The organism is Bradyrhizobium sp. B039 (assembly GCF_038965675.1).
GTDB classification, from domain to species: Bacteria; Pseudomonadota; Alphaproteobacteria; order Rhizobiales; family Xanthobacteraceae; genus Bradyrhizobium; species Bradyrhizobium diazoefficiens.
On the sequence record NZ_CP152416.1, the window covers coordinates 4,552,791 to 4,573,731 of the forward strand.

The 20,941-nt window shown below is 65.3% G+C and carries 18 protein-coding genes, 2 tRNA genes and 1 pseudogene; 19 read left to right on the forward strand and 2 right to left on the reverse strand.

The features are described from left to right. Positions 1–5: 5 nt before the first annotated feature. The 3 genes from AAFG50_RS21245 to AAFG50_RS21255 all read left to right on the forward strand — a co-directional run bounded on the left by AAFG50_RS21245 (position 6) and on the right by AAFG50_RS21255 (position 1,314). Positions 6–740, forward strand: a complete 735-nt coding sequence (locus AAFG50_RS21245) for a tRNA-uridine aminocarboxypropyltransferase (protein ID WP_028174085.1) — start codon at positions 6–8, stop codon at positions 738–740. Positions 741–892: 152 nt separating this feature from the next. After that, positions 893–966 (forward strand) — tRNA-Cys (locus AAFG50_RS21250). A 201-nt stretch (positions 967–1,167) separates the two neighbouring features. Beyond that, entirely contained in the window at positions 1,168–1,314 is a 147-nt protein-coding gene (locus tag AAFG50_RS21255; protein ID WP_165448159.1) for a hypothetical protein, read from the forward strand. 81 nt (positions 1,315–1,395) lie between these two features. Here the strand turns inward: AAFG50_RS21255 and AAFG50_RS21260 are convergent, their stop codons facing one another. Beyond that, positions 1,396–1,590 carry a hypothetical protein gene (locus AAFG50_RS21260; protein ID WP_028174084.1) on the reverse strand — a complete coding sequence of 65 codons (195 nt, stop codon included), beginning with the start codon at positions 1,588–1,590 and terminating at the stop codon, positions 1,396–1,398. Between the two features lie 247 nt (positions 1,591–1,837). On the opposite strand from AAFG50_RS21260, the gene AAFG50_RS21265 reads away from it, so the two are divergent. From AAFG50_RS21265 to AAFG50_RS21330, 14 genes and pseudogenes are all read left to right on the forward strand, one after another. Continuing rightward, complete coding sequence (locus AAFG50_RS21265) at positions 1,838–2,101, forward strand: hypothetical protein (RefSeq protein ID WP_028174083.1); 264 nt, start codon at positions 1,838–1,840, stop codon at positions 2,099–2,101. Positions 2,102–2,521: 420 nt separating this feature from the next. After that, on the forward strand, positions 2,522–3,451 hold the full coding sequence (locus AAFG50_RS21270; RefSeq protein WP_028174082.1) for an ABC transporter substrate-binding protein: 930 nt from the start codon (positions 2,522–2,524) through the stop codon (positions 3,449–3,451). Next, positions 3,451–5,073 carry an amino acid ABC transporter permease/ATP-binding protein gene (locus AAFG50_RS21275; protein WP_028174081.1) on the forward strand — a complete coding sequence of 541 codons (1,623 nt, stop codon included), beginning with the start codon at positions 3,451–3,453 and terminating at the stop codon, positions 5,071–5,073. The genes AAFG50_RS21270 and AAFG50_RS21275 overlap by 1 nt, the downstream gene beginning before the upstream one ends. A gap of 43 nt (positions 5,074–5,116) precedes the next feature. Beyond that, the gene (locus AAFG50_RS21280; protein ID WP_028174080.1) at positions 5,117–6,358 is read left to right on the forward strand and encodes an acetamidase/formamidase family protein; all 1,242 of its coding nucleotides are present in this window, start codon (positions 5,117–5,119) and stop codon (positions 6,356–6,358) included. A gap of 282 nt (positions 6,359–6,640) precedes the next feature. After that, positions 6,641–8,971 (forward strand): acetamidase/formamidase family protein, encoded by a 2,331-nt coding sequence (locus tag AAFG50_RS21285; RefSeq protein ID WP_028174079.1) that lies wholly within the window; start codon positions 6,641–6,643, stop codon positions 8,969–8,971. Positions 8,972–8,988: 17 nt separating this feature from the next. Further along, positions 8,989–9,372 carry a RidA family protein gene (locus AAFG50_RS21290; protein ID WP_011087239.1) on the forward strand — a complete coding sequence of 128 codons (384 nt, stop codon included), beginning with the start codon at positions 8,989–8,991 and terminating at the stop codon, positions 9,370–9,372. Positions 9,373–10,148: 776 nt separating this feature from the next. Continuing rightward, positions 10,149–10,928: pseudogene (locus tag AAFG50_RS21295) on the forward strand (flotillin domain-containing protein); the annotation flags it as partial. Between the two features lie 211 nt (positions 10,929–11,139). Further along, on the forward strand, positions 11,140–11,508 hold the full coding sequence (locus AAFG50_RS21300) for a hypothetical protein (RefSeq protein ID WP_028174078.1): 369 nt from the start codon (positions 11,140–11,142) through the stop codon (positions 11,506–11,508). Positions 11,509–11,645: 137 nt separating this feature from the next. Next, a tRNA-Asn gene (locus tag AAFG50_RS21305) sits at positions 11,646–11,720 on the forward strand. Between the two features lie 217 nt (positions 11,721–11,937). Then, positions 11,938–12,117, forward strand: a complete 180-nt coding sequence (locus AAFG50_RS21310; RefSeq protein ID WP_011087243.1) for a hypothetical protein — start codon at positions 11,938–11,940, stop codon at positions 12,115–12,117. 138 nt (positions 12,118–12,255) lie between these two features. Beyond that, positions 12,256–12,918 (forward strand): protein-L-isoaspartate O-methyltransferase, encoded by a 663-nt coding sequence (locus tag AAFG50_RS21315; RefSeq protein WP_028174077.1) that lies wholly within the window; start codon positions 12,256–12,258, stop codon positions 12,916–12,918. Between the two features lie 206 nt (positions 12,919–13,124). After that, complete coding sequence (locus AAFG50_RS21320; RefSeq protein WP_028174076.1) at positions 13,125–14,525, forward strand: TolC family outer membrane protein; 1,401 nt, start codon at positions 13,125–13,127, stop codon at positions 14,523–14,525. 306 nt (positions 14,526–14,831) lie between these two features. After that, positions 14,832–15,611 (forward strand): DUF2497 domain-containing protein, encoded by a 780-nt coding sequence (locus AAFG50_RS21325; protein ID WP_028174075.1) that lies wholly within the window; start codon positions 14,832–14,834, stop codon positions 15,609–15,611. Positions 15,612–15,752: 141 nt separating this feature from the next. Next, positions 15,753–18,629: a valine--tRNA ligase gene (locus tag AAFG50_RS21330; protein ID WP_028174074.1), complete on the forward strand. Its 2,877-nt coding sequence runs from the start codon at positions 15,753–15,755 to the stop codon at positions 18,627–18,629. Positions 18,630–18,718: 89 nt separating this feature from the next. Here AAFG50_RS21330 and AAFG50_RS21335 read toward each other — a convergent pair whose 3' ends face one another. After that, positions 18,719–19,321, reverse strand: coding sequence for a DNA-3-methyladenine glycosylase (locus AAFG50_RS21335; protein WP_028174073.1), 603 nt, complete (start codon positions 19,319–19,321; stop codon positions 18,719–18,721). Between the two features lie 130 nt (positions 19,322–19,451). Between AAFG50_RS21335 and lipA the strand changes: the two genes are divergently transcribed. Together lipA and AAFG50_RS21345 are read left to right on the forward strand one after the other, a co-directional pair. Beyond that, positions 19,452–20,408 (forward strand): lipoyl synthase, encoded by a 957-nt coding sequence (gene lipA / locus AAFG50_RS21340; RefSeq protein WP_028174072.1) that lies wholly within the window; start codon positions 19,452–19,454, stop codon positions 20,406–20,408. 6 nt (positions 20,409–20,414) lie between these two features. After that, positions 20,415–20,885 carry a type II toxin-antitoxin system RatA family toxin gene (locus tag AAFG50_RS21345; protein WP_027542754.1) on the forward strand — a complete coding sequence of 157 codons (471 nt, stop codon included), beginning with the start codon at positions 20,415–20,417 and terminating at the stop codon, positions 20,883–20,885. Positions 20,886–20,941 lie beyond the last annotated feature (56 nt).

Below are 20,941 nucleotides of genomic sequence, written 5' to 3' on the forward strand. Positions count from 1 at the left end.
CGGCCATGTCGAACCCCACCGCCGCCGCGCCGGCCGACCCGATCCCCGAATGCCCGCACTGCCAGAAGCCGATGCCGCTGTGCATCTGCGACAGCGTCGCGCCCATCGAAAATCGCCTCGGGCTCCTGATCCTCCAGCATCCGCAGGAGCAGGACAGGGCGCTCGGTACCGCGCGGTTGACCGCGAAGCATTTCCCCAATGCCGTGGTGCGCGTCGGCCTGTCCTGGCCGAGCCTGTCCAAGGCGCTCGGGCAGCCGGTCGAGAATGCCTCCCACTGGGCCGTGCTCTATCTTGGCTCGGCCCGCGCGGCCGATCTCGAAGCCGAGGCCGAGATCGTCGCGCTCAACCGAAAGGGCGAGGTCGCGGACAACCAGCGCGCGATCCTCGGCAAGCTCGAAGGCGTCGTGCTGCTCGACGGCACCTGGAGCCAGGCCAAGGCGCTGTGGTGGCGCAATCCGTGGATGCTCAAATGCCAGCGCGTGATCCTCAACCCGTCGCGCCCCTCGCGCTACGGGCGCCTGCGCAAGGAGCCGCGCAAGGACGGGCTGTCGACCATCGAAGCGGCTGCTGCGATCCTGGCAGGCCTAGAGCGGCGCCCCGACATCGCCGAGACGCTGCATGCGAGCTTCGAGCGGATGCTGACGCGCTATCGCGAGGTGCAGGCGGAGATGCCTGAACTGGCGCCGAAGCCGGTGGTCAAGGACCGCCGGCGCGGTGTCCGGCGGGGCAAGCGAGCCTGAGGTCGGCCAACATCATCCGCGCGATCCTGCTGGTTCGCCGCTGCCGGCGCGACCGAGGAGATTCTCGGCCGATATCTCGCTGGCGCGAAGGCTTAGCCGCCCGGTCGGGGTTGCCTAAGCCATTGATCCCCTATATTGGTCCGCCCTTACGGGGCCACGTGGCGGAGTGGTTACGCAACGGTCTGCAAAACCGTGTACACCAGTTCAATTCTGGTCGTGGCCTCCATCACAAGCTTCTGATTTTTCAGCCAAAAATCAAATTCGGCGCAGGTTCCACCGATGCCGCTCGCCGTCGGCTGTCGCGGTGGGGCGGGACGCGGCCACCGGGTTTGCCCGGGGCTTGGCGGAAACCAGCGATTCAGGCCCGATGGCATAGACTTCGCATCTGCGAAGTGATGCGTCACGAACCCTGAAAGCTGGAGAGCACGTGAGCGACGTCGTTCGATTTGTCCCGAAATCCGAGCTGGAGCGGGCCCGTCTCATTCGCGAGGCCCGTGCGATCTATGACAGCATCTTTCCGCCGGCCGCACCCGACCGGGTGCCGCAGGACGGCGAGGAGCGCGTCAAGAATTGATCGTGGCCGCGCCGGGTCCCGGCGCATGGCGATGCCAAACCGCCCAGCAGGCGGGCGCATCCGTTCACGGTGAAGGTGGCCTCAGCAGGCCGCGTACCAGCCGTCCGGGAACGGCAGCATGGGCCAGGCGCCCTCATTGTCATTGGCGGCTTTGGGCGTTGCGTCGAAGCTCCACGAGCGGGGCACGAATTCCTCCTCCGGCGCGGGCGCAAAATCGTCATGGACGATGGCGTCGCGGACGGCATCCAGCAGCAAGTTGAATTCGGCTTCGCTCATCGCACCCTCCGGAACGCGGATGGCGCAATGTCGCAAAGCCGGTTTGTTGCCCGATTGAGCCGATCGTTCGCATTTTAACGATCCGGCGATCAGGTCCCGTATGGTTAGCGATTCCTGAAAATCCCCGCGGGAACTTAGGCGTCCCGGGCTGGCTGCCAGTGTGAAAGGGATCACATTCTCCGCGATTTATTTCTCCTACCCCTGCACACACCGGCCAACGCGGGCAGCGCAGACAGGAGACTTCGTCATGAAGGCAAGGTTCTTGCGGTTTGCGGGTGTGAAGAGCCGGGCGCGCCGCGCCTCCACGGTCGGACTGTTCCTGACGCTGTTTGCCTCCGCGGCTCACGCGCAGCAGGGAACGGCGGAGCAGCGCCGGGCCTGCACCCCCGACGTCTACCGGCTCTGCGCCGGCGAGATCCCCAATGTCCGCGCCATCACGGCCTGCCTGCGCCGTAACCGGTCAAGCTTGAGCGAGGCTTGCCGCTCCGTGTTCGATCAGGCCGGCGGCTGACATAGCGGGTCTGTGAGTTTGTGCGCAGCAAGTGGCTCGTGCGGCCTCGCGAATCCGGCATAGCCACCCTGTGGATATGCTGCGGACAGGCTGTGGAGGGGCGGTGATTTGCTTCGGATATCGCACGCAGATGCGCGCGTAACGCGTCACATCTCTGTCAAATGACCCAATCGAATGGTTCCCTGATCGTGCAGACCCCTACGTGATACGAGATCATTTGGTTCCGCCGAATTCGGAATATCGGTTCACCGCGCGCAAAGCCTGCGAACAGTTTTTGTGCAGCGGCTTGCCCAAATTGCGGGCCCCCTCCATCCAATTTTTTGTACGCCCGCGGACAAGCTTTCCCCGGCGCACTCCACCTAGGCTCGCTCCCGAGATCTGGAACATGGCCAGTGCCATGACAATTCGAAGGAGCTGGATATGGAGAGACGGGTATTGCCCCACGTACGGAGGAACGTGCGGCGGGGGATCGCACGCTCATCGTTGCCGTGGCACAAGGCCGCGCTCGGCGCCGCCATCGCTCTCGGCGTTCTCGCCGCACCGCTCAGCGCGCAGGCCGCAGCGCCCGCCGCCTGCGCCGCGCTCCAGGAGAAATATCCGGACTGGAAGGGCAAGACGCTCGTCAACGCCATCAACCCGCACACGCCGGGCTATGAGACGATCGACCCGAAGGATCCCAGCAAATATATCGGCTTCGACATCGATCTTGGCGAAGCCATCGGCGAATGCCTCGGCTTCAAGCTGACCTACAAGCCCGTGGTGTTCGCGGCGCTCCTGACCACGCTCGCCGCCGGACAGGCCGACATCGTCATCTCCGACATCTACGCCACCAAGGAGCGCGCCAAGGCCGCCGACTTCATCACCTATTCGAAGGTGTTCGACGGCGTGCTGGTCGCCAAGGGCAATCCGAAGGGCATCAACGGCATCAACATGTCGATGTGCGGTGCGGCTGCCGCGGAAAACACCGGCTATGTCGAGGTGCCCCTGATCCAGGCCCTGATCCCGGAATGCAAGAAGGCCGGTAAGGCGGAGCCGACCATCCAGCTCTACGACAACAACGCCAACTGCATCCAGGCGATCCTCGCCGGCCGCGCCGACACCTATGTCAACGACGTCAACACCGTCGACAGCGCGGTGAAGGCCTATCCGGACAAGTTGGAGAAGGCGATCGCGGTGACGATCCCGTATTCGGTCGGCATTGCCGTCCCGAAGGACAAGCCGAAATTCCGCGACGCCGTGCTCGCCGCGCTGATCGAGGTGCAGAAGGCCGGCACGCATATGGAGCTTCTCAAGAAGCATGGGCTCGACGTGAACAACTTCAAGGAGCCGGACATCCTGACGGCTGACTGATGTCGCTGTTCCTCCATTACCTGAGCATGCCGTATCTGCTCGAGGGCATCGAGCTCACCCTCGAGGTGACCGCCCTCGGGCTCGGCGGCGGATTGATCCTCGGATTGATCCTCGCCGGCATGCAGCTCTCCCGCTTCTGGCTGCTGGCGGCGATCGCCAGGGCCTACACCGTGATCTTCCGCGGCACGCCGCTGATCCTCCAGATGGTGTTCGCCTACGACGCGCTACCGCATATCGGCATCAAGCTGCCGGCGGTGCTGGCTGCCGGCCTCGCGCTCGCCTGCAACGAGGCGCCGTTCATCGCCGAAATGCTGCGGGCCGGCGTGCTCGGCGTCGATCGCGGGCAGGTGACCGCCGGCCAGGCGCTCGGCATGACGCCGCGGATCCTGATGTGGCGGGTGATCGCGCCGCAGGCGATCCGCACCATGATCCCGGCCTTCGGCAACGAGGCGGTGAGCGCGCTGAAGAATTCCTCGCTCGCCTCCGTCGTCGCGGTCCAGGAGCTGACGCTGCGCTCGACCCAGCTGGCGTCCTCGACCTTCGACTTCTTCTCGATCTTCTTCGCCTCGGGCCTTCTGTATCTCGTGCTGACCGCCACCATCAGCGTCATCCAGCTGTTCGTCGAATGGCTGCTCGACCTCGACCGTGCCAAGGGCCGCGAGCGCAAGCTTGCTGATTACCTGCCGTGGCGGCGCGTCGATCTCGGCACCAAGCTCGAACTTGCAGCCGTCACCGTTGATGATCCGGAGCCCGCACAGGCAGAGCTCGCGGACACCGCGCCGCTGGCGCTGACCCGCGAGGAGCGCACCCGCCGCGCCGCGACGATCGCGCGCAACAACATCGCGGTCGAGGCCAAGAACCTCACCAAGAGCTATGGCCAGCAAAAGGTGCTTAGAGGTCTCGACCTCACGGTCCGCGTCGGCGAGGTGGTCGCGCTGCTCGGCCCCAGTGGCTCCGGCAAGAGCACGCTGCTCCGCTGCATCAATCATCTCGAAAACTGGGACGCCGGCACCGTGCGCGTCGGCGGCCGGCGTCTCGGTTTTGACGACGACGGCAAGCTGCTGTCGCCGCGGGCGATCGCCAACGAGCGGGCGACGGTCGGCGTCGGCATGGTGTTCCAGCAGTTCAATCTGTTTGCCCATCTGTCGGCAAAGGAGAACATCGCCGGTCCTCTGCGATGGGTCCACGGCATGCCCCGGATCGATGCCGAGCGCCGCGCCACCGAGCTCCTCGACCGGGTCGGGCTGTCGCACCGCGCCGATGCGCTGCCGCGGCATCTCTCCGGCGGCCAGCAGCAGCGCGTCGCCATTGCGCGGGCGCTTGCGCCGAACCCCAGCGTGCTGCTGCTGGACGAGCCGACCTCCGCGCTCGATCCCGAGCTCGTCAACGAGGTGCTGGAGGTGATCCGGCGCCTCGCCATCGACGACGGCCTCACCATGATCATCTCGACGCACCAGATCCGCTTCGCCGATGAAGTAGCCGACCGCGTCGCCTTCTTGAGCGGCGGCACGATCATCGAGGAGGGGCCGGCGCACGAGGTGCTCTCCACCCCCCGCAATCCGCTCACCGCGCGTTTCCTCAGCGTAATGGAAGCCGACAAGACACCGGAGGCGGTCCGATGAGCGCAGTGTCCACAAGGCTCAAGACTCCCGAAGAGGCCACCTCATGACGCATTTCACGCTGCCGGTTTCGCCGAAAACCGTTCACTGGGGCTATTTCTCCAAGACGGTCGCTCCGGCCCTGACGCTGCGCTCGGGCGACCGCGCCACCATCGAGACGCTGACCCATCACGCCAACGACGATTACGAGCGCATGATCCAGGGCGATCCCGGCGCCGAGAGCGTGTTCCGTTGGACGCGGGAGCACAAGGCGGTGGCGCGGCGCGGCTCGGGCCCCGTCGAAGGCCCGTTCATCCGCGGCGCGGGCGAGGGGATCGGCGTGCACCTCCTCACCGGCCCAGTCGCGATCGAAGGCGCCGAGCCCGGCGACATTCTCGAAGTGCGCATCCTCGATATCAGGCCGCGGCCGAGCTGCAGCGCCTGCCATGCCGGCCGCTGCTTCGGCTCCAATGTCGCAGCGAACTGGGGCTTTCACTACCACGACCTGATCGAGGAGCCGAAGCCGCGCGAGGTCGTCACCATCTTCGAGCTCGACACCTCGGGCGAGCCCTACGCGAAGGCGGTGTACAACTATGTCTGGACGCCGCAGACCGACCCTGATGGCATCGTGCATCCGACCATCGACTATCCCGGGGTCCGCGTCGACCACGCCACCATTAAGAAGCGCGAGAACATCCTCGCGAGCATGAAGGTGCCCGCACGATTGCATTTCGGAACCATGGGCCTTGCGCCGTCGGAAGCCGATTTCGTCAGCTCGATCCCGCCGAGCTACACTGGCGGCAACATCGACGACTGGCGCATCGGCAAGGGCGCGCGAATGTTCTATCCAGTCGCGGTTCCCGGCGCCTATTTCTCGGTCGGCGATCCCCACGCCGCCCAGGGCGACAGCGAGCTCGGCGGCACCGCGATCGAGACCTCGCTGACCGGCGATTTCGAATTCATCCTGCACAAGAGGGCCGATCTGGCCGGCACCAATCTGGAAGGCCTCGACCATCCGATGCTCGAGACCGAGCAGGCCTGGTCGTTCTACGGCTTCACCTTTCCGAACTATCTCGCCGCGCTCGGGGCCGACGCACAAACCGAGATCGCCAATCACAGTAGCCTCGACCGTGCGATGCGCGATGCGTTCCGCAAGCTGCGCCGGTTCCTGATGACCGTGCACGGCCTCAGCGAGGACGAGGCGATCTCGCTGCTGTCGGTCGGCGCCGATTTCGGGGTCACCCAGGTGGTCGATGCCAATTGGGGCGTCCACGGCACGATCCGCAAGAACATCTTCCGGTGCGATTAGATCTCTCCGTCTTGTCATTCCGGGGCGAGGCAAAGCGTCGAACCCGGAATCCATTTCACCACCGTCTTCTGCGCCCGATGGATTCCGGGTTCGCGCTTTGGGCACGCCCCGGAATGACGAGCGTCAAGACGAGCTCATCATGCTCTAACATGTTGAAAGTTAGACTGTTTTCGGAATGAGCAGATGACCAACGAGCCCCATTTGCGGCCCGTCGCAGCGACGGAGGATCGCGTGCGTCTGGCACAGAGGTTGCTTCGATCAACTGCAATCTGGGTTGATCCGATGAGCTTCCGGCCGTTCACGAGCGAGTCCTACGCGCAAGACGACCGCCCCGAAGCCTGGCGGGACGTGCTGGCTGCCGTCGGCCTGCAACCGGCGACCGGCCATTCCTTCCTTGACGGACATGCAACCGCATCGCATCGCCATACTGCGGGCGTCGCGCTGACGCGCATGGCCGCGGGCGCGCAGACCATCGGTCCGCTCTCGCAATTCAACGAAGACATTCCGATCGCACTGATGCCGGTCGAGGACGGCATGGTGCTGAAGAGCGCCGGCGGCCACCGCATCGTTCCCGTCGGACATCTCGTGCTGCTGCCGCGCATCGGGGACTGGAGCATCGTGTTCCAGCGCGACATGCGCGCGATCGTGCTGTCGGTGACCTCCGAAGCGCTGCACGGGCGCTTCTCGGGCAAGCCGCGGCTCGGCGAGCCCCGCGTCGTGCCGCCCGGCGGCTTTGCCGATGTGTTCGCGCGCCTGCTCGATGCGACCGCGCGCACGCTCGACAGCTTGAGCGATGCCGAATGGAATGCGGTCGCGCAGAGCCTCGTCGATCTCCTCCTGACGCTCGCGCATCAACTGGCGGCCTCGACGTCCGAGGCTGGCTCGAGCGCGACACAGGCGGCGCTCCTGCACCGGATCTGCCAGACCATCGAGCGCCGGCTCGACGATCCCGAGCTGGTGCCCGCGCGCGTCGCTGAGGCCGAGGGGATTTCCGAGCGCTACCTGCAAAAGCTGTTCGAGACGGTCGGCGATAATTTCACCCACTACGTCCGCGAACGCCGGCTCCAGCGCGCCTGGGCCGACCTGTCCAATCCGGCGGAGGCGCATCGCTCGATCTCGGAGATCGCCTACGCCTATGGCTTTGGCGATTCCGCGCATTTCAGCCGCGCCTTCCGCCATCGCTTCGGCCTGCCGCCGCGCGAGTTCCGCCAGCAGGAGGCGGAGCGGGCGACCTCGCAGCACGGCGTCGCCGGTCAGCGTGGCTGGCCGCAGGAGGCGCTGGCGCAGCTCCGGGTGCATCCAAGCGTGGAGGCACGCAGCAGCGTCGCGTGTGCCGGCGCCGAGGAGCGCACGACAACGGAGCGCAGGCATCACCATCTCCCGGTCGGGGCCAGCCGCGTCCATTGGGGCTATTTCAGCCGCTCACTGCCGCCACAGATCGAGATCGCTTCGGGTGACACCATCACCATCGAGACGCTGACCCAACACGCCTCCGACGCACCCGACATGATGATCGCGGGCGATGCCGGCGCCGAGAGCGTGTTCGGATGGACGCGCGATCGAAAGAACGTCGATCGCCGCGGGGCAGGGCCGATGGATGCCAGCGTGTTCGGCCGCGGCGCCGGCGAGGGGTTTGGCGTGCACATCTGCACCGGGCCCGTCGCGGTGAAGGACGCCCAGCCCGGCGACGTTCTGGAAGTGCGCATCCTCGACATCGTGCCGCGCGCAAGCCGCAATCCGATCCATGCCGGCCGCGTGTTCGGCTCCTCGGTCGCGGCGTGGTGGGGCTATCACTACAACGAGTTTCTCGGCGGTCCGAAGCCGCGCGAAGCCGTGACGATCTACGAGATATTTGACGACACCGACGCGCCGCACGCCCGCGCGCTGTATTCCTACCGCTGGGAGCCCCAGACCGATCCGTTCGGCGTGGTGCACGCGACCTACGACTATCCCGGCATTCCCGTCATGCCCGCCACGATCAAGCGCCGCCACGCCGTGCTCGACGGAATCCGCATTCCCTTGCGGCCGCATTTCGGCGTGATCGCGGTGGCGCCGCGCGAGGTCGATTTCGTCGACTCCGTGCCGCCGTCCTATTTCGGCGGCAATCTCGACAATTGGCGGCTGGGGAAGGGGGCGGCCGTCTATCTTCCGGTCTCCGTCCCCGGCGCGCTGCTGTCGGTCGGCGATCCCCACGCAGCCCAGGGCGACGGCGAACTCAGCGGCACCGCGATCGAGTGCTCGATGACCGGCACCTTCGAGGTGATCCTGCACAAGAAGGCCGACCTTGCCGGCCAGCCTTTCGCCGATCTCTCCTATCCCCTGATCGAGACCGCGACCGACTGGGTGTTGACCGGCTTCAGCCATCCCAACTATCTCGCCGAGTTCGGCGCGCAGGGGCAGAGCGAGGTCTACGCCAAGTCCTCGCTCGACCTTGCCATGAAGGATGCCTTCCGCAAGATGCGGCGCTTCCTGATGAACGTGAAGGGCCTCAGCGAGGACGAGGCGATCGCGCTGATGTCGGCCGCCGTCGATTTCGGCGTCACGCAAGTCGTCGATGGCAATTGGGGCGTGCACGCCATCCTCAGCAAGCGCCTGTTCGAGAACGCCTCCTAACCCCAAGGATATCCCAAGTGAAATTCCACATGATCAGCGGCGGACCGAAGCCGGTCGCGCCCTTCAGCCACGCCGTCGAGACCGACGGCTTTGTCTTCGTCACCGGCCAGATGCCGGACACGCCGCAGTCGCCGGGCGTGCTGCCCGACGGCATCGTGGCGCAGACGCGAGCAGTGATGGAGAACCTGAAAGTGGTTTTGGCCGGCATCGATCTCGGCCTCGAGCACGTCGTGATGACGCGGATCTACCTCACGCGTTTCAAGGAAGACTACGCCGCGATGAACGAGACCTACCGCACCTACTTCGCGCCCGACCGGCTGCCGGCCCGCACCTGCGTCGGCGTCACCGGGCTTGCCTATGACGCGCTGATCGAGATCGACCTGGTGTGCCGGCGGCCGTGAGGCATGTGTGCTTTGTAGGGTGGGTTAGCCGAGCGGCTGCGCGAAGCGCTGGTCGGCTGGCGTAACCCACCACTTCTGCTTCTGCGGAGATAGACAGGGTGGGGTTACGCTGCGCTAACCCACCCTGCGACCCCACAATCCCTTGCGTTGCCCGTCGGGCAAGACACCCAAGCCGCGGGTCAATCCGCTCAGGCGAAAAGATTCCACTTTACCGAAATTCGGCTTTGGCGTATTCGTGCGCCACCTCATCCCGGTCAGAGGGGCGTATCGCGATCGTCACGACACGCGGGGTGAGCTGCGGTGGACGCTAGTCACATCGGCGCGATGGGCATCGCAGGGCGGGCAACCGTGAGCGAAGGCCGTCGCGCACACGACCGGTGTGATCTGCGTACGGCAAAACCGTGTCGTCCTGGCGCCCGGGGTCTGTGCGCCAAGTCTTGTGGTGATGCGGCGGCCCGACCGGGCACGCGCATCAGCGATCCGCAAGGCGACGGGGGCAATAGTGCATCGCTCCCCGGGGAGAGCGCGGCATAAGCCGTCAAACCACTGCGCAGGGAAGGCCGTGTGTTGGGCTTCACCTGTATGCCGCTGTGCAGATTTTGTAGCCACCTTTCGCACAGTGGACCTCGGGTGCCAGTCGGCACCCGGCCTTCCCTGCGCCCTCTGACATCGGAGGGTGTCGCGATGAAGCAAAGCTCGGGCGAGATGAGCCGCGAGGACACGAAGGTGTGTCTGCAAGGTCGTAGGATGGGTAGAGCACGTGCGAAACCCATCATCTGGCGATCAACAAGCGCAAGACCGACGCGCAGCGCGAGATCCAGATCGCGACCCAGAAGAACGAGATCCAGATCGCGGCCAAGAGCAAGCAGGCCTCGGAAGCCGTCGCCGAGGCCAAGACGGCCGAAGCGATCGCCGTCTCCGCGGAGGAAAAGGTCGTGACCGCGCGTGCCGTCGAGGTCGCCGATCGTGCCCGTCTCACCCAGGTGCTTGTCGCGCGCACCGAGGCCGAGCGCAAGTCGACCGAGGTGATCGTGGCGGCCGAAGCCGAGAAGAGAGCCGCGCTCGATCGCGCCGAGGCCACCAAGACGCTGGCGACGGCGGAGGCCGAGTCCAACAAGATCAAGGCGGTCGGCGTCCGGAACATCGGCGAGGCGGAAGCTGCCGTCATCACCATGAAGAACGAGGCGCAGAACAAGCTCGGCAACAACGTCATCGACTTCGAGATCGCAAAGAAGCGGATCGAGATCATGCCGTCGGCCCTCGCCGAGATGGTCAAGCCGATCGCCAACCTGAAGGACGTCCGCATCCTGCACACCGGCGGCGCATTCGGCGGCAATGGCGCCGGCGGAGGCAATGTCGGCTTCGGCGAAGGGCTCGCGGGCGAGCTGCTCAAGGTGCACGCGCTGCGTCCGATGATCGACGAGATCCTGCGCCAGAGCGGTTTTGCGCCGGGCGATGATCCCGTGCAGGCGCTGGTCGGCGCCGTGACGGGCAAGAGCAACGGTGCCGCGGTGCCGGCGCCCGCGGCGGAGAAAACGAACGCCGCCGATCTATGAACGCCCGTTCATTGCTGCGGAGAATTCGAATCGATAAGAAATCCCCGTGCGCGTCTCGCGTCGCGCACGGCTCCGGAGTGCTGATCGAGGCGTGTTGAACCTTTCGATCACGCTCTGGACGAACCGTTGGAGGCAACGCCATTGGTTGCCGCGGCGCCTGCGCCGATCGACGTCAGGCGCTTAAAGCCTGTTTCGATCGGGGGAATTTCACATGAAGGATTTTCTGGCTGCACTGGTCGCGATCGGTCTTTCGATCGCCGCCACACCGTCGTTCGCGGCGGACGCCCGCAACGTCACCGTCGTCAACGAGACCGGCTATGCCATCAAATTCCTGGGCTTCAACGCGCCGGACGATGGCCTGGACGAATGGGACAACGAGCTCGACAAGGTTTTGCAGAACCAGGCGAGCACCTATGTCGAGTTCGACGATGACGACGAGGGATGCGTCTGGAACATCCGCGTCGACTGGCAGAACTACGACGAGTCGGTGCTCTGGAAGAACGTCAACCTCTGCAAGTTCACCGCGCTGCGGCTGCGCTACGATTCCGGCACCAAGACCACGTCCTTCGTCGCCGAATAGTTTTCCGCCCGACATGGCCCGGAGGAGGGGCCGTCCGGCCCTTCCTCAGGCGCGTTGCGGAAGATGACGAATTCGTCCTTTGCAAGCGCAACCGGCTTTGTTATACGCAGCCGCGCGCGAACGAACGGTTCGCCTTTTCCTCGGTAGCTCAGCGGTAGAGCATCCGACTGTTAATCGGATGGTCGCTGGTTCGAATCCAGCCCGGGGAGCCAAATTCCGCCTTAATTTCAGTAGCTTGCAGTCGTGCCTTGATGTGGCGCGCGATGTCGCTCGGGCCATCTCTCAACACGGTGCGTGCCCGAATCCGACGCAGAATAGTGTTCAAGCAAACGTGTCCCGACCGCAGCTTCGCCTCCGTGCGGCTTGGCACCAAATCGACTTAATTCAAATCAAGCTTGGCAGGGCCGGACTCTTACGGAGCTGATTCCCATGCCCCACATCCAGATCGACCGTGCCCACCTGGCTCCCTCGATTCTGCCGGCCGACATTCCCGAGCTCAGCGACGACGAATGCATCGCCTGCCTGGCGCGCGCGGTCGAGACGCCCGATTCGGCGCGGCTGGACGAGGTCGCCGCTCTGATCGGCCGCCTCGCGGTGACGATCGAATAGTCCATCGCCCCCTGATGCGGCGAGTCGCGGAGGCGTTGGCCGGCGGAGGCCAACGGCCATGTTGCGTTTTCGCCGGGCATGTTCCAAAGATGCCGGCAACTTTCGTCCGCGGCATCGTCCGCATTTCAGGGTCCGCAAATGTCCGGTTTCTCGACCGCGCGCCTCAAAATGGTCGATGGCCAGGTGCGCACCAACGACGTCACTGATCGCCGTGTCCTCGACGCCATGCTCACGGTTCCGCGCGAGGCCTTCGTGCCGGCCAGCCGCCGGGCCTTGGCCTATCTCGACCTCGACCTCGATGTGAGCGAGGGCGGTGGCAAGCGGTTCCTGATCAAGCCGCAGCTGACCGGTAAGCTGCTCCAGGCAGCCGAGATCGGCGAGGGTGACAACGTGCTGGTCGTCGGCTGCGCCACGGGCTACCTCGCGGCATTGGCCGCCAAGCTGGCGGGTCGGGTTACCGCGACGGAATGCGATTCGGCCCTGGTTGCCAAAGCCAAGGACGCCTTCGCCGCCCTCGGGCTTACCAATGTCACTTGCAAGGCCGCTTCCTGCACCGAGGGTGACCCCTCTGCCGCACCGTATGATGTCATTATCCTCAATGGCGCTGTCGAGGTGACGCCGGAAGGGCTGCTCGGGCAGCTTAGGGAAGGCGGGCGTCTGGTGGGGGTATCTGCCGAATCCCGGCCGCCGCGAGCCGTGATCGTGACCCATACCCACGGCGAATTCGGCCATCGGGCGCTGTTCGATGCCGCTGCGCCGGTCCTCCCAGGGCTGGAACGGGCCGCCGCCTTCGTCTTCTGACGCTCCAAAGCCCGTTAAAATCCCGTTCTGAATCAGAAGTGTGGCCGGGATGCTGCACGTGAAGAGTTTCCACCGAGAACTACCTTGAGGTAGTTCCGTCGCGCCAATCCGCGTCCTATGTTGCGACGGGGCAACGACTCCACTCGGTAGACGGTAACCCAGCTCGCGGGCACGAGCCGGACGTTAGAATGAACGGAATTTTTGGGATGCATGGGGTGAAGCTCTTCACCGGAGCTGCGGTTTCGGTCTTGGTGCTGGCGCTTGCCGGGCCGACGCCTGCCTTGGCGGACACGATCGAGGCCGCCTTGGTGCGCGCCTATCAGAACAATCCGCAGCTCAACGCACAGCGCGCCCAGGTGCGCTCGACTGACGAAAACGTGCCGCAGGCGCTGTCGGGCTACCGCCCCAAGGTCAATGTGACCCTCGGCACTGGGTATCAATATCAGGATATCCAGGCGCAGCAGAACGTCGTCCCCCCCGGCGCCAGGTCGATCTCCGGTCTGCTTCAGCCCAACGCCGCCAGCCTGACCGTCAACCAGACGCTCTACAACGGCAATCAGACCGCCAACAGGACGCGTGCTGCGGAGAGCCAGGTCTCAGGGTCTCGCGAGGCGCTGCGTGTGCTTGAGCAGACGGTGCTGCTGCAGGCCGCCACAACTTACATGGACTACCTGCGTGATGCGGCAACGCTCGAAGTTCAGCGCAGCAACGTGCGCGTGCTCGAACAGACGCTCAAGCAAACGCGCGATCGCTTCAATGTCGGCGAAGTTACGCGCACAGACGTGGCGCAATCCGAAGCGCAGCTGGCTGCGGGCAGGACCCAGGCGCTGACCGCCGAATCGAATCTCACGACGACGCGCGCGAATTTCCGCCGCATCATCGGCAACGAGCCGACGAATCTTGCCCCGGGCTCGCCGGTCGATCGTTTCCTGCCCGCGACGATCGCCTCCGCCGTCAATCTTGGCCTGGTGGAGAACCCCAGCGTCACCGCTGCGATGTACGGCATCGACGTCAACTATCTCCAGGTCAAGATCAACGAAGGCGCGCTGCTGCCGACGGTCACGGTCCAGGCTGCCGTCAGCACATCCTACCAGCAGACCCTGACGGTTTTCCGGACGAATACGGCCTCCGCTATCGCGACAGCCTCCGTGCCGATTTTTCAGGGCGGCGCAGAATATTCGCTCATCCGCCAATCGAAAGAGAACCTGGCGCAGCAACGCCTGAATCTTGAAACCACTCGCGATCAGACCCGCGCCAACGTAGTGCAGGCCTGGGGCCAGCTGGAAGCCGGCAAGGCGCAGGTGCAGTCCGCGCAGGCGCAGGTCACGGCCTCCGAAATCGCGCTGAACGGCGTGCGCGAAGAAGCCAAGGCCGGCCAGCGCACCACGCTCGACGTGCTCAACGCGCAGCAGGCGCTGGTGAACGCACGCGTTGCGCTCGTCACTGCGCAGCATGACCGCGTGGTGGCGTCCTATTCGGTGCTCAACGCGGTCGGCCGCCTCGCGCCGCAGGTGCTCGGTCTCAACACCACGGTCTACGATCCGAGCGTGCACTACCAGCAGATCCGCGACAGCTGGGCTGGTGTGCGCACGCCCGACGGGCGCTGATTCCCATAAGTGTCCGGTCAGCCTCGCAAACAGCCGAGGCCGACCGGCGCTTTGCTTGCAATCATCAAAATCCCTGACATAGCCTTGCCAAGAAGATGCGGGTCGATTCGCCCCCGCACCTGATGTCGTGTGCGTAAAGCTTGAGTGCCGAGGGCAGGGGCGCACTGCCGCACGTTGAGCCGTGATCTGGGGACAAGTCGGCCTGCCGCGACGAAAATGTCGGGGCGTCCGTTGCGGAACCGGCCAATCCTGCCGTGCTTGGTGTAAAACAACGCATGCGAGGGCGTTGATGATGTGGAGTCGGAGATGACGCAGCCTGCAAAGGTCACAGAACCCTCGATGGAGGAGATTCTGGCCTCGATCCGGCGCATCATTGCCGACGACGAGGCCAAGCCGCCGCCGGCAGACACCGCGAAGCCCGAGAAAGCCGCGGCGCCGGCAGCGCCGCCGAAGCCGATGAACGACATTCCGCCATCCAAGGTCGCACCCGCCAAGCCCGCTGCCGAGAAGCCCGCTCCGCCGCCGGCCGCAAAGCCGGCGCCGCCCCCGCCGCCTGCACCTGCCGCGGATGTCGGGCCAAACAGCCAGGACGATATCGACGCGCTGCTGGCGGGGCTCGACACAGCCACGTCGGCGCCCGAGGTCCGCGCCCCGGATCCCGAGCCGGAGCCCGAGCCCGAGCCCGACGTGCTCGAATTGACCGACGACATGGCGATGGACCCGGAGCCGACGCCGCCTCCGCCGCCGCCGAGCTTCCGCAAGGTCGAGCCGCGCGACGATCTCGAATTCGCCGAATCGCCCCCACCACGCCCGTCGCCGCCGCCGTCCTACGCGTCGGTGGATTTCGATGCGCCGCCGCTGCCGCCGCAGCAGCCGATCCTGGCGCAATCGACGGTCTCGGCGGTCGAATCCGCCTTCAACTCGCTGGCTCATACGGTGCTCAGCAGCAACGCGCGGACGCTGGAGGACCTGGTCAAGGAGATGCTGCGCCCGATGCTGAAGTCGTGGCTCGACGACAACCTGCCGGGCCTGGTTGAACGCATCGTGAAGGCCGAAATCGAGCGGGTCTCGCGCGGCGGCAGGTAGCGCCGGTCGCGGAGCCCTCATAAAGCCCCGCTTGTATGTCACATTTGGCCTCTCGACCGGGCCGGGAAGCCGTTTTGCCGCTAGGCTCTCCGTTGACCTTTTCGTTGACTTGCCCTCCGCGCGCGGCTTTCTAGCAGCCCCATGATCGAGAAAAATTACCAGCCCGCCGATATCGAAGCCCGCATGTCCGTGGTGTGGGAGGACAGCCTTGCCTTCAAGGCCGGCCGCCCCGACCGCCGCGACGCAGTGCCCTTTACCATCGTGATCCCGCCACCGAACGTGACGGGCTCGCTGCATATGGGCCACGCCCTCAACAACACGCTCCAGGACATTCTGTGCCGGTTCGAGCGCATGCGCGGCCGCGACGTGCTGTGGCAGCCCGGCACCGACCATGCCGGCATCGCCACCCAGATGGTGGTCGAGCGGCAGCTGATGGAGCGCCAGCAGCCTGGCCGCCGCGAGATGGGCCGCGAGAAGTTCCTGGAGCGCGTCTGGCAGTGGAAGGCCGAGAGCGGCGACACCATCATCAACCAGCTCAAGCGCCTCGGCGCGTCCTGCGACTGGTCGCGCGAACGCTTCACCATGGACGAGGGCCTGTCCAAGGCCGTCATCAAGGTGTTCGTCGAGCTGCACCGCGACGGCCTGATCTACAAGGACAAGCGGCTGGTGAACTGGGACACCAAGCTCCTGACCGCGATCTCCGATCTCGAAGTGCAGCAGACCGAGGTCAAGGGCAGCCTCTGGTATCTGCGCTATCCGATCGAGGGCAAGACCTTCAGCCCCGAGGATCCCTCGAGCTTCATCGTCGTCGCCACCACGCGCCCGGAGACCATGCTCGGCGACACCGGCGTCGCCGTGCATCCCGATGACGAGCGGTATCAGAAGCTGGTCGGCAAGCACGTCATCCTGCCGCTGGTCGGCCGCAAGATCGAGATCGTCGCCGACGACTATTCCGATCCGGAGAAGGGCTCCGGCGCGGTGAAGGTGACGCCGGCGCACGACTTCAACGACTTCGAGGTCGGCAATCGCCACGGCCTGCGCCGGATCAGCGTGCTCGACAAGGAAGGTTGCCTCGATCTCCTCGACAACGAGGACTACCTGCGCGACCTGCCGGAAGGCGCCGCGCAATTCGCCGAGGAGTTCAACAAGGTTGACCGCTTCGTTGCGCGCAAGCGCATCGTCGAGCGGCTGGAATCGTTCGGCTTCGTCGAGCGGATCGAGCCGCACACCCACATGGTGCCGCACGGCGACCGCTCCAACAGCGTGATCGAGCCGTACCTGACCGACCAGTGGTACGTCGACGCCAAGACGCTGGCCAAGCCCGCGATCGCGGCGGTGCGTTCGGGCGAAACCAGCTTCGTGCCGAAGAACTGGGAAAAGACCTATTTCGAGTGGATGGAGAACATCCAGCCCTGGTGCATCTCGCGCCAGCTCTGGTGGGGCCACCAGATTCCGGCCTGGTACGGGCCGGACGGCAAGGTGTTCGTCGCCGAGACCGAGGAGGAGGCGATCAGCCACGCGCTCGGCTACTACGTCGAGCAGGAGGTCATCACGGCCGAGCAGGGCCGCGAGATGGCGCTCGACCGCAACAAGCGCGAAGGCTTCATCACCCGCGATGAGGACGTGCTCGATACCTGGTTCTCCTCGGCGCTGTGGCCGTTCTCGACGCTGGGCTGGCCCGAAGACGCACCCGAGGTGCAGCGCTACTACCCGACCAACGCGCTGGTGACCGGCTTCGACATCATCTTCTTCTGGGTCGCCCGCATGATGATGATGGGCCTGCACTTCATGAAGGAAGTGCCGTTCTCGACGATCTACATCCACGCCCTCGTCCGCGACGAGAAGGGCGCCAAGATGTCGAAGTCGAAGGGCAACGTCATCGATCCGCTCCACCTGATCGACGAATACGGTGCGGACGCGCTGCGCTTCACGCTGGCCGCGATGGCGGCGCAGGGACGCGACATCAAGCTCGCCACCAGCCGCGTCGAGGGCTACCGCAATTTCGCGACCAAGCTCTGGAATGCGTCCCGCTTTGCCGAGATGAACCACTGCGCCGTGCCCGAAGGCTTCGAGCCGGCGAAGGCGAAGGAGACGCTGAATCGCTGGATCGCGCATGAGAGCGCGCACACCACGCGCGAGGTGACCGAGGCGATCGAGGCCTATCGCTTCAACGATGCCGCCGGCGCGATCTACCGCTTCGTCTGGAACGTCTATTGCGACTGGTATGTCGAGCTCGCAAAGCCCGTGTTGCTTGGCCCGGACAGCCCCGCCAAGGACGAGACCCGCGCCATGGTCGCCTGGGCACGTGACGAGATCCTGAAGCTGCTGCACCCCTTCATGCCCTTCATCACCGAAGAGCTGTGGGAGGTGACGGCGAAGCGCGACGGCCTGCTGGCGCTGGCCGCGTGGCCGCTGAAGCCGGCCGAGCCGACGCCGGAGCAACTGGCGATGTTTGCCGCAGCCGCAGGTCCCACCGATCCGTTGATCTCGCCGGCCCTGATCGTGCCGATCTTCGACCATGCCGACTTCACCGATCCCAAGGCTGAAGCCGAGATCGGCTGGGTGATCGACCTCGTCACGCAGATCCGCTCGGTGCGCGCCGAGATGAACATCCCGCCGGCGACGCTGACGGCGCTGGTCCTCGCCGGCGCTTCGGCCGAGACCAGGGAACGCGCGCCGCGCTGGACCGACGTCATCAAGCGTATGGCGCGGCTGTCGGACATCTCCTTCGCCGACCGCGCGCCTGACGGCGCCGTCCAGTTCCTGGTGCGCGGCGAGGTGGCCGCGCTGCCGCTCAAGGGCGTGATCGACGTTGCCGCCGAACGCACCCGTCTCGACAAGGAGATCGGCAAGGCCGACGCCGACATCAAGCGCGCCGAGTCCAAGCTGGCGAACGAGAAATTCGTCGCCAACGCGGCCGAGGAGGTCGTCGAGGAGGAGCGCGAAAAGCGAGAGGCGGCGCTGGCCCGCAAGGCCAAGCTGCTGGAGGCGCTGGAGCGGCTCAAGCAGGCGTCGTAGCCTCGCTGTCATTCCGGGGCGGCTCGAAGAGCCGAACCCGGAATCTCGAGATTCCGGGTCTGGTCCTTCGGACCATCCCGGAATGACAACTACCTCGGAAACGGCTTGCTCAGGAATTTCGAGCCCTTGACGCCATAGCGCCAGGGCAGCTCGACGGCCTTGGTGATGCCGATCCGGATGCCTGTCGCCACCTCCAAATCCTCCGTCCGCGCATGCAGCGCGATCGGCGGCCGGTCCAGCGGCAGGGCATTGTGCGCGATGGTGATGCCGAGCGCCTCCGTCAGCTTGCCCGGGCCCGAGCACAGCGCGTGCACGTCCTGGAGATGACGGCGGCGGCGCATTGCGGCGATGCCGTGCGTCGGCTCCAGCGCGCGGATCAGCACCGCCGCGGCCGAGCCTTCCGCCTCGCAGACGAAGTTCACGCACCAGTGGATGCCGTACGAGCGGTAGACATAGGCAAAGCCGGGCGGGCCGAACATGACATGGTTCCGCGGCGTCGGGCCGTTGTAGGAGTGCGCCGCCGGCTCGGTATGATGATAGGCCTCAACCTCGACGATGAGGCCGCCGACGCCATCGACCAGCATGGTGGCGCCGATCAGGTCGTGGGCGACCTCGCGGACGCTGCGGCCAAAAAAGGCGCGCTTCAGGGGCTTGCCGAGCCGCGGAGGAGAAGTCTTCGAGGTTGGAGCCATTCGAGGTGAGAATCGTCTGAGAACAGAGCAGGATATTGCCCATATCTGCCATGTTCCCTGAAGCGGTGCGAGCCGGGTTGCGATGCCGGGCAAGACCGACTAGGTAGGACCTGAACAGACCGGACACCTCATGGTCGTTATTGTCGATACCATCTCGAACCCGCTGCGCCCGCGCCACCCCGAAAAGGTGAATCGCCCCGATTCTGCTTCGCCGCCGAAGCCGGACTGGATCCGTGTGCGCGCGCCCAACACCCGCGGCTATGCCGACACCCGCAACATCGTGAGGGCGAACGGCCTGCACACGGTGTGCGAGGAGGCGGGCTGCCCGAATATCGGCGAGTGCTGGGACAAGAAGCACGCGACCTTCATGATCATGGGTGACACCTGCACCCGTGCCTGCGCCTTCTGCAACGTCAAGACCGGCCTGCCCAACGCGCTGGATGCGGCCGAGCCGCAGAACGTCGCCGAGGCCGTGGCCAAGCTGGGCCTCGCCCACGTCGTTATCACCTCGGTCGACCGCGACGACCTCGCCGATGGCGGCGCCGAGCATTTTGCCCAGACCATACGCGCGATCCGGGCCGCGTGCCCCTCGACCACGATCGAGATCCTGACGCCGGACTTCCTGCGCAAGGAAGGCGCGCTGGAGGTCGTCGTCGCGGCGAGGCCCGACGTCTTCAACCACAATCTCGAGACCGTGCCGTCGCGCTATCTCACGGTACGGCCCGGCGCGCGCTACTTCCATTCGATCCGGCTGTTGCAGCGGATCAAGGAGCTCGATGCGTCCATCTTTACCAAGTCCGGCATCATGGTGGGCCTGGGTGAAGAGCGCCACGAGGTGCAGCAGGTGATGGACGATCTGCGCTCGGCCGACGTCGACTTCCTGACCATCGGGCAATATCTCCAGCCGACCCGTAAGCATCACGCGGTGATGCGCTACGTGCCGCCGGACGAGTTTTCGTCCTATGAAAAGGTCGCCTACACCAAGGGCTTCCTGATGGTGTCGGCGAGTCCGCTCACCCGCTCGTCGCATCATGCCGGCGAGGATTTCGCGAGACTGAAGGCTGCGCGGGCAGCTCACGCCAGCTGACGTATCATGCATCGAGTTTCGAGCAAGCACCGCGTCAACCACAGTGCGTCCGAGATGTTTGATCTGGTCGCCGATGTCGAGCGCTACCCGGAGTTCGTGCCGCTGTGCAGCGCGCTGAAGGTCCGCCAGCGCATGGCGAAGCCCGACGGCACCGAGGTGCTGGTCGCCGACATGACGGTGTCGTTCAAGCTGGTCAAGGAATCCTTCACCAGCCGCGTGACGCTCGACCGCGCCAACCTGAAAATCCTCGTCGAATATCTGCAAGGCCCGTTCCGTAATCTGGAAAACCGCTGGACGTTCGAGCCCAAGGGCGAGGGCGTCTGCGACGTCGGGTTCTTCCTCGCCTACGAGTTCAAGAGCCGCATGCTGGCGATGCTGATGGGCTCGATGTTCGACGCCGCGTTCGCGCGGTTTTCCACCGCGTTCGAGAAGCGCGCGGATGCGATCTACGGCCGGCCGAAGCTGGCGTCGACGTAAGGCGTAGCCTCTCCGCCGTTATTGCGAGGAGCCCTTGCGACGAAGCAATCCAGAGC

What these genes read in the sequence shown, in the direction of transcription:
- AAFG50_RS21345 (WP_027542754.1), top strand. Translation starts at nt 20,415, where the DNA reads ATGCATCGAGTTTCGAGCAAGCACCGCGTCAACCACAGTGCGTCCGAG.
- AAFG50_RS21310 (WP_011087243.1), top strand. Translation starts at nt 11,938, where the DNA reads ATGCCCCACATCCAGATCGACCGTGCCCACCTGGCTCCCTCGATTCTG.
- AAFG50_RS21280 (WP_028174080.1), top strand. Translation starts at nt 5,117, where the DNA reads ATGACGCATTTCACGCTGCCGGTTTCGCCGAAAACCGTTCACTGGGGC.
- AAFG50_RS21275 (WP_028174081.1), top strand. Translation starts at nt 3,451, where the DNA reads ATGTCGCTGTTCCTCCATTACCTGAGCATGCCGTATCTGCTCGAGGGC.
- AAFG50_RS21335 (WP_028174073.1), bottom strand. Translation starts at nt 19,321, where the DNA reads ATGGCTCCAACCTCGAAGACTTCTCCTCCGCGGCTCGGCAAGCCCCTG.
- AAFG50_RS21265 (WP_028174083.1), top strand. Translation starts at nt 1,838, where the DNA reads ATGAAGGCAAGGTTCTTGCGGTTTGCGGGTGTGAAGAGCCGGGCGCGC.
- AAFG50_RS21330 (WP_028174074.1), top strand. Translation starts at nt 15,753, where the DNA reads ATGATCGAGAAAAATTACCAGCCCGCCGATATCGAAGCCCGCATGTCC.
- AAFG50_RS21315 (WP_028174077.1), top strand. Translation starts at nt 12,256, where the DNA reads ATGTCCGGTTTCTCGACCGCGCGCCTCAAAATGGTCGATGGCCAGGTG.
- AAFG50_RS21260 (WP_028174084.1), bottom strand. Translation starts at nt 1,590, where the DNA reads ATGAGCGAAGCCGAATTCAACTTGCTGCTGGATGCCGTCCGCGACGCC.
- AAFG50_RS21245 (WP_028174085.1), top strand. Translation starts at nt 6, where the DNA reads ATGTCGAACCCCACCGCCGCCGCGCCGGCCGACCCGATCCCCGAATGC.
- AAFG50_RS21320 (WP_028174076.1), top strand. Translation starts at nt 13,125, where the DNA reads ATGCATGGGGTGAAGCTCTTCACCGGAGCTGCGGTTTCGGTCTTGGTG.
- AAFG50_RS21325 (WP_028174075.1), top strand. Translation starts at nt 14,832, where the DNA reads ATGACGCAGCCTGCAAAGGTCACAGAACCCTCGATGGAGGAGATTCTG.
- AAFG50_RS21270 (WP_028174082.1), top strand. Translation starts at nt 2,522, where the DNA reads ATGGAGAGACGGGTATTGCCCCACGTACGGAGGAACGTGCGGCGGGGG.
- AAFG50_RS21300 (WP_028174078.1), top strand. Translation starts at nt 11,140, where the DNA reads ATGAAGGATTTTCTGGCTGCACTGGTCGCGATCGGTCTTTCGATCGCC.
- AAFG50_RS21285 (WP_028174079.1), top strand. Translation starts at nt 6,641, where the DNA reads ATGAGCTTCCGGCCGTTCACGAGCGAGTCCTACGCGCAAGACGACCGC.
- lipA (WP_028174072.1), top strand. Translation starts at nt 19,452, where the DNA reads ATGGTCGTTATTGTCGATACCATCTCGAACCCGCTGCGCCCGCGCCAC.